The organism is Pedobacter xixiisoli, assembly GCF_900215335.1.
Taxonomy (GTDB): Bacteria; Bacteroidota; Bacteroidia; order Sphingobacteriales; family Sphingobacteriaceae; genus Pedobacter; species Pedobacter xixiisoli.
In genome coordinates this window covers 1-5,859 of sequence record NZ_OCMT01000006.1, presented here as the reverse complement: position 1 = coordinate 5,859, position 5,859 = coordinate 1, and the positions used below count along the sequence as shown (strand labels likewise).

The 5,859-nt window shown below is 49.7% G+C and carries 2 tRNA genes and 3 rRNA genes; all 5 read left to right on the top strand.

The features are described from left to right. The first annotated feature begins 604 nt into the window (after positions 1-604). The 5 genes from CRO54_RS20965 (at position 605) to rrf (ending at position 5,815) form a co-directional block, all read left to right on the top strand. Positions 605-2,124, top strand: a 16S ribosomal RNA gene (locus tag CRO54_RS20965). A gap of 206 nt (positions 2,125-2,330) precedes the next feature. Beyond that, positions 2,331-2,405: transfer RNA gene (locus CRO54_RS20960), tRNA-Ile, on the top strand. Between the two features lie 15 nt (positions 2,406-2,420). Continuing rightward, positions 2,421-2,497, top strand: a tRNA-Ala gene (locus CRO54_RS20955). A gap of 245 nt (positions 2,498-2,742) precedes the next feature. Continuing rightward, positions 2,743-5,619 (top strand): 23S ribosomal RNA (locus tag CRO54_RS20950). A gap of 84 nt (positions 5,620-5,703) precedes the next feature. Further along, positions 5,704-5,815 (top strand): 5S ribosomal RNA (gene rrf / locus CRO54_RS20945). The 16S, 23S and 5S rRNA genes sit together here with 2 tRNA genes alongside, the layout of an rRNA operon. Positions 5,816-5,859 lie beyond the last annotated feature (44 nt).

Genomic DNA, 5,859 nt, shown 5'->3' with positions numbered 1-5,859 from the left:
AAAACACGCCTTTGGTATTGCACGGGGGATAATTTTTTCTACCTTTGCACTCCGCTTCGGAGGAAGAGGGGACGCCTGAAAAGCGATAACAAACTGAAAAGAAAAAAGTTTTATTTTTTTCTTGGAAAGAGGAAAAGTTTTTCTACCTTTGCACTCCGCTTCGGAGGAAGAGGTGAGGGTTTGAAGGAAGGGAAAAGAGAGGTGGTATAGATGAAGAAAGACAGATAAAAAAAGTTTATTTTTTATTTGGAAAGAAGAAAAAGTTTCCTACCTTTGCAGTCCCAAACGAAACGGGAGTTACCAGACGGAGTCTGGCAACGATAACAACAAGATTGAAACGATGGAAGCGAAACTGAGATTGGAACATTAAGAAGACCGGTCGAAACACAGCAGAAGTTGCAAGATATATAGGCCACCGCGAGGCACGGCCGATAAGTTCATTAAAGAGATATCATTTACAAAAGCGCAGCGAGGCGAGAATGTTTACTGTAAAGTACATACAGCCAAACTGTTTTCTTTAGGTCGGTTCTTACAGACAATACAAATCAAGAACAGACAATCAATTTTAATTAATAGATAGTCAGCGTTCGAACTACAACATTTTACAATGGAGAGTTTGATCCTGGCTCAGGATGAACGCTAGCGGCAGGCCTAATACATGCAAGTCGAGGGGTAGGGCTAGCTTGCTGGCCTGAGACCGGCGCACGGGTGCGTAACGCGTATGCAACCTACCCTTTTCTGGGGGATAGCCCGAAGAAATTCGGATTAATACCGCATAAGACCACGATACGGCATCGTGATGTGGTCAAACATTTATGGGAGAAGGATGGGCATGCGTGCCATTAGCTAGTTGGCGGGGTAACGGCCCACCAAGGCGACGATGGCTAGGGGATCTGAGAGGATGGCCCCCCACACTGGTACTGAGACACGGACCAGACTCCTACGGGAGGCAGCAGTAAGGAATATTGGTCAATGGAGGCAACTCTGAACCAGCCATGCCGCGTGCAGGAAGACGGCCCTCTGGGTTGTAAACTGCTTTTATCCGGGAATAAACCTATCTACGTGTAGATAGCTGAATGTACCGGAGGAATAAGGATCGGCTAACTCCGTGCCAGCAGCCGCGGTAATACGGAGGATCCAAGCGTTATCCGGATTTATTGGGTTTAAAGGGTGCGTAGGCGGCCTGTTAAGTCAGGGGTGAAAGACGGTAGCTCAACTATCGCAGTGCCCTTGATACTGATGGGCTTGAATGGACTAGAGGTAGGCGGAATGTGACAAGTAGCGGTGAAATGCATAGATATGTCACAGAACACCGATTGCGAAGGCAGCTTACTATGGTCCTATTGACGCTGAGGCACGAAAGCGTGGGGATCAAACAGGATTAGATACCCTGGTAGTCCACGCCCTAAACGATGAATACTCGCTGTTGGCGATACACAGTCAGCGGCTAAGCGAAAGCGTTAAGTATTCCACCTGGGGAGTACGCCCGCAAGGGTGAAACTCAAAGGAATTGACGGGGGCCCGCACAAGCGGAGGAGCATGTGGTTTAATTCGATGATACGCGAGGAACCTTACCCGGGCTTGAAAGTTAGTGAACTATCCAGAGATGGATGGGTCCTTCGGGACACGAAACTAGGTGCTGCATGGCTGTCGTCAGCTCGTGCCGTGAGGTGTTGGGTTAAGTCCCGCAACGAGCGCAACCCCTATGTTTAGTTGCCAGCACGTAATGGTGGGGACTCTAGACAGACTGCCTGTGCAAACAGAGAGGAAGGAGGGGACGACGTCAAGTCATCATGGCCCTTACGTCCGGGGCTACACACGTGCTACAATGGACGGTACAGAGGGCAGCTAGGCAGCAATGTCGTGCGAATCTCAAAAAGCCGTTCACAGTTCGGATTGGGGTCTGCAACTCGACCCCATGAAGTTGGATTCGCTAGTAATCGCATATCAGCAATGATGCGGTGAATACGTTCCCGGGCCTTGTACACACCGCCCGTCAAGCCATGGAAGTTGGGGGTACCTAAAGTACGTAACCGCAAGGAGCGTCCTAGGGTAAAACCGATAACTGGGGCTAAGTCGTAACAAGGTAGCCGTACCGGAAGGTGCGGCTGGAATACCTCCTTTCTGGAGTGGGATTGACCACTCGCTGCGCCTAAATGGTACCATATGGTCCAATGTAGATGATACATATCTCAAAAAAGAAAAACACCAAGAAAATGAAGCCATCTAGTTAAGCTAGCGGCGAGATTGGATGATAGTCACGATATGCGAATTACGATTGAAGCGAGAGAGAAAATCGTAAATCTGAAATCTACAATCGTAAATCAAATAGTCCCGTAGCTCAGCCTGGTTAGAGCACTACACTGATAATGTAGGGGTCTCCAGTTCAAATCTGGACGGGACTACGGATAAGTTTTTTTGGGGGATTAGCTCAGCTGGCTAGAGCGCCTGCCTTGCACGCAGGAGGTCAACGGTTCGACTCCGTTATTCTCCACCACTTTGGTGAACAAAGATCAAAGAACAAAGATCAAAGACTATGTCTTTTTTCCTTGCTCCTTTATCCTTGCTCGACCAAGAGAAAGTTCTTTGACATATTGGAAGAAGTTAAAAAAGAAGAGCAAACAACAATAGGCGACTGTTGTGTTTGTGCTCACTAGCCCATGAATTCATTCGTGGGAAAGTATGAGACATCATGACAAGAGCAAAAAAAGCATACCGTGCGGCGCAAAAGGCGCACGAGTAGAAGAAAGTAATAAAGAGTACACGGGGGATGCCTTGGCTCTCGGAGGCGATGAAGGACGTGATAAGCTGCGATAAGCACCGGGGATCTGCAAATGAGAATTGATCCGGTGATTTCCGAATGGGGCAACCCGGCTGGTTGAAGACCAGTCACAATAAGAGCGAACCTGCCGAACTGAAACATCTAAGTAAGCAGAGGAAGAGAAAATAACAATGATTTCCTGAGTAGTGGCGAGCGAAAGGGAAAGAGCCCAAACCACTTATGTTACGGCATATGTGGGGTTGTAGGACTGTGATGTGGTTACATTAACGTGAAGTGGAACGGGATGGGAAGCCCGGCAATATAGAGTGATAGCCTCGTACACGTAAGCAATAATGGCCTAACAGTATCCTGAGTACCGCGAGGTCGGAGACGCCTTGTGGGAATCTGCCGGCACCATCCGGTAAGGCTAAATACTCCCGAGAGACCGATAGTGAACCAGTACCGTGAGGGAAAGGTGAAAAGAACCCCGAACAGGGGAGTGAAATAGAACCTGAAACCGTGTACTTACAAGCGGTCGGAGCACCCATGTGGTGTGACGGCGTGCCTTTTGCATAATGAGCCTACGAGTTACTCTTCACTGGCAAGGTTAAGTGCTTTAGGCACGGATCCGAAGCGAAAGCGAGTCTGAACAGGGCGCATAGTCAGTGGAGGTAGACGCGAAACCTTGTGATCTACCCTTGGGCAGGTTGAAGGTGCGGTAACACGTACTGGAGGACCGAACCGATAAACGTTGAAAAGTTTCCGGATGACCTGAGGGTAGGGGTGAAAGGCTAATCAAACTGGGAAATAGCTCGTACTCCCCGAAATGTTTTTAGGAACAGCGTCGACATTGAGTTATATAGAGGTAGAGCTACTGATTGGGTGCGGGGGAGTCAAATCCTACCAAATCCAGACAAACTCCGAATGCTATATAATATGGTCGGCAGTGAGGCTCAGGGTGCTAAGGTCCTGGGCCGAGAGGGAAAGAACCCAGACCATCAGCTAAGGTCCCTAAATTATAGTTAAGTTGAACTAACGAGGTGCGATTGCATAGACAGCTAGGATGTTGGCTTGGAAGCAGCCATTCATTTAAAGAGTGCGTAACAGCTCACTAGTCGAGCGATCGTGCATGGATAATAAACGGGCATCAAACTATATACCGAAGCTATGGGATTGAAATATATCGGTAGGGGAGCATTCCGGCGGCAGAGAAGTTGTAGCGTGAGCTATGGTGGAGCTTCCGGAAAAGCAAATGTAGGCATAAGTAACGATAAGGCGGGAGAGAAACCCGCCCACCGAAAGGATAAGGTTTCCTGATCAACGCTAATCGGATCAGGGTTAGTCGGGGCCTAAGGCGAACCCGAAGGGGGTAGTCGATGGACAACGGTTTAATATTACCGTACCTTTTATAGATGCGATGTGGGGACGGAGTAGTGACACTGCCGCGGACTGACGGAATAGTTCGTTAAAGGCTGTAGGTATAGGGACGGTAGGCAAATCCGCCGATCCTGCTGAACGCTGATAGTACCGCGAGCCTTCGGGCAAGTGGATAGCGCAGGTAATCAGACTTCCAAGAAAAACCGCTAAGCTCCAGTCTATAAAAGCCCGTACCGCAAACCGACACAGGTATCCGGGAAGAGGATTCTAAGGTGCTCGAGTGAATCATGGCTAAGGAACTCGGCAAAATGGCCCTGTAACTTCGGGAGAAGGGGCGCTGGCAGCAATGTCAGCCGCAGTGAAAAGGCCCAGGCGACTGTTTAACAAAAACACATGGCTTTGCAAAATCGAAAGATGAGGTATAAGGCCTGACACCTGCCCGGTGCTGGAAGGTTAAGAGGGGATGTCAGCCGCAAGGCGAAGCATTGAATCGAAGCCCCAGTAAACGGCGGCCGTAACTATAACGGTCCTAAGGTAGCGAAATTCCTTGTCGGGTAAGTTCCGACCTGCACGAATGGTGTAACGATCTGGGCGCTGTCTCAGCCATGAGCTCGGTGAAATTGTGGTCCCGGTGAAGACGCCGGGTACCCGCAACGGGACGGAAAGACCCCATGCACCTTCACTACAGTTTAACATTGACATTGGGTACAGGATGTGTAGGATAGGTGGGAGGCTTTGAAGCGGCGTCGCCAGGCGTCGTGGAGCCAACGTTGAAATACCACCCTTTCTGTATTCGGTGTCTAACCCCTCTGAGAGGGGGACATTGTTTGATGGGTAGTTTGACTGGGGTGGTCGCCTCCAAAAAGGTAACGGAGGCTTTCAAAGGTAAGCTCAGTACGCTTGGTAACCGTACGGGGAGTGCAATAGCATAAGCTTGCTTGACTGTGAGGCATACAGGCCGATCAGGGTCGAAAGACGGATATAGTGATCCGGTGGTTCTGCATGGAAGGGCCATCGCTCAAAGGATAAAAGGTACGCTGGGGATAACAGGCTGATCTCCCCCAAGAGCTCATATCGACGGGGAGGTTTGGCACCTCGATGTCGGCTCGTCACATCCTGGGGCTGGAGAAGGTCCCAAGGGTTCGGCTGTTCGCCGATTAAAGTGGCACGCGAGCTGGGTTCAGAACGTCGCGAGACAGTTCGGTCCCTATCTGTTGTGGGCGTTGGAATCTTGAGTGGGGCTGACCTTAGTACGAGAGGACCGGGTTGGACTAGCCTCTAGTGAATCTGTTGTTCCGCCAGGGGCATTGCAGAGTAGCTACGCTGGGAATAGATAAGCGCTGAAAGCATCTAAGTGCGAAACTAGCCACGAGATGAGGATTCCATATAGGGCCGTAGCAGACTACTACGTTGATAGGCTACAGATGTAAAGGTGGCGACACCACAGTCGAGTAGTACTAATAGCCCGAGGCTTTCATCAAAGCAGACGTTGTTTGCTCTTCGAAACTTAACTTCTTTCAATAATATGTCATTTGTTGTCAGATACTGATAATCTATAAAGATATTCAGGTGCCTATATCGATGGTGTCCACCTCTTCCCATTCCGAACAGAGAAGTTAAGCCCATCCGAGCCGATGGTACTGCGGTAACACGTGGGAGAGTAGGTCGGTGCCTAAACCTACAGCCCCCCTTCAGAAATGTCGGGGGGCTTTTTTTGTGGA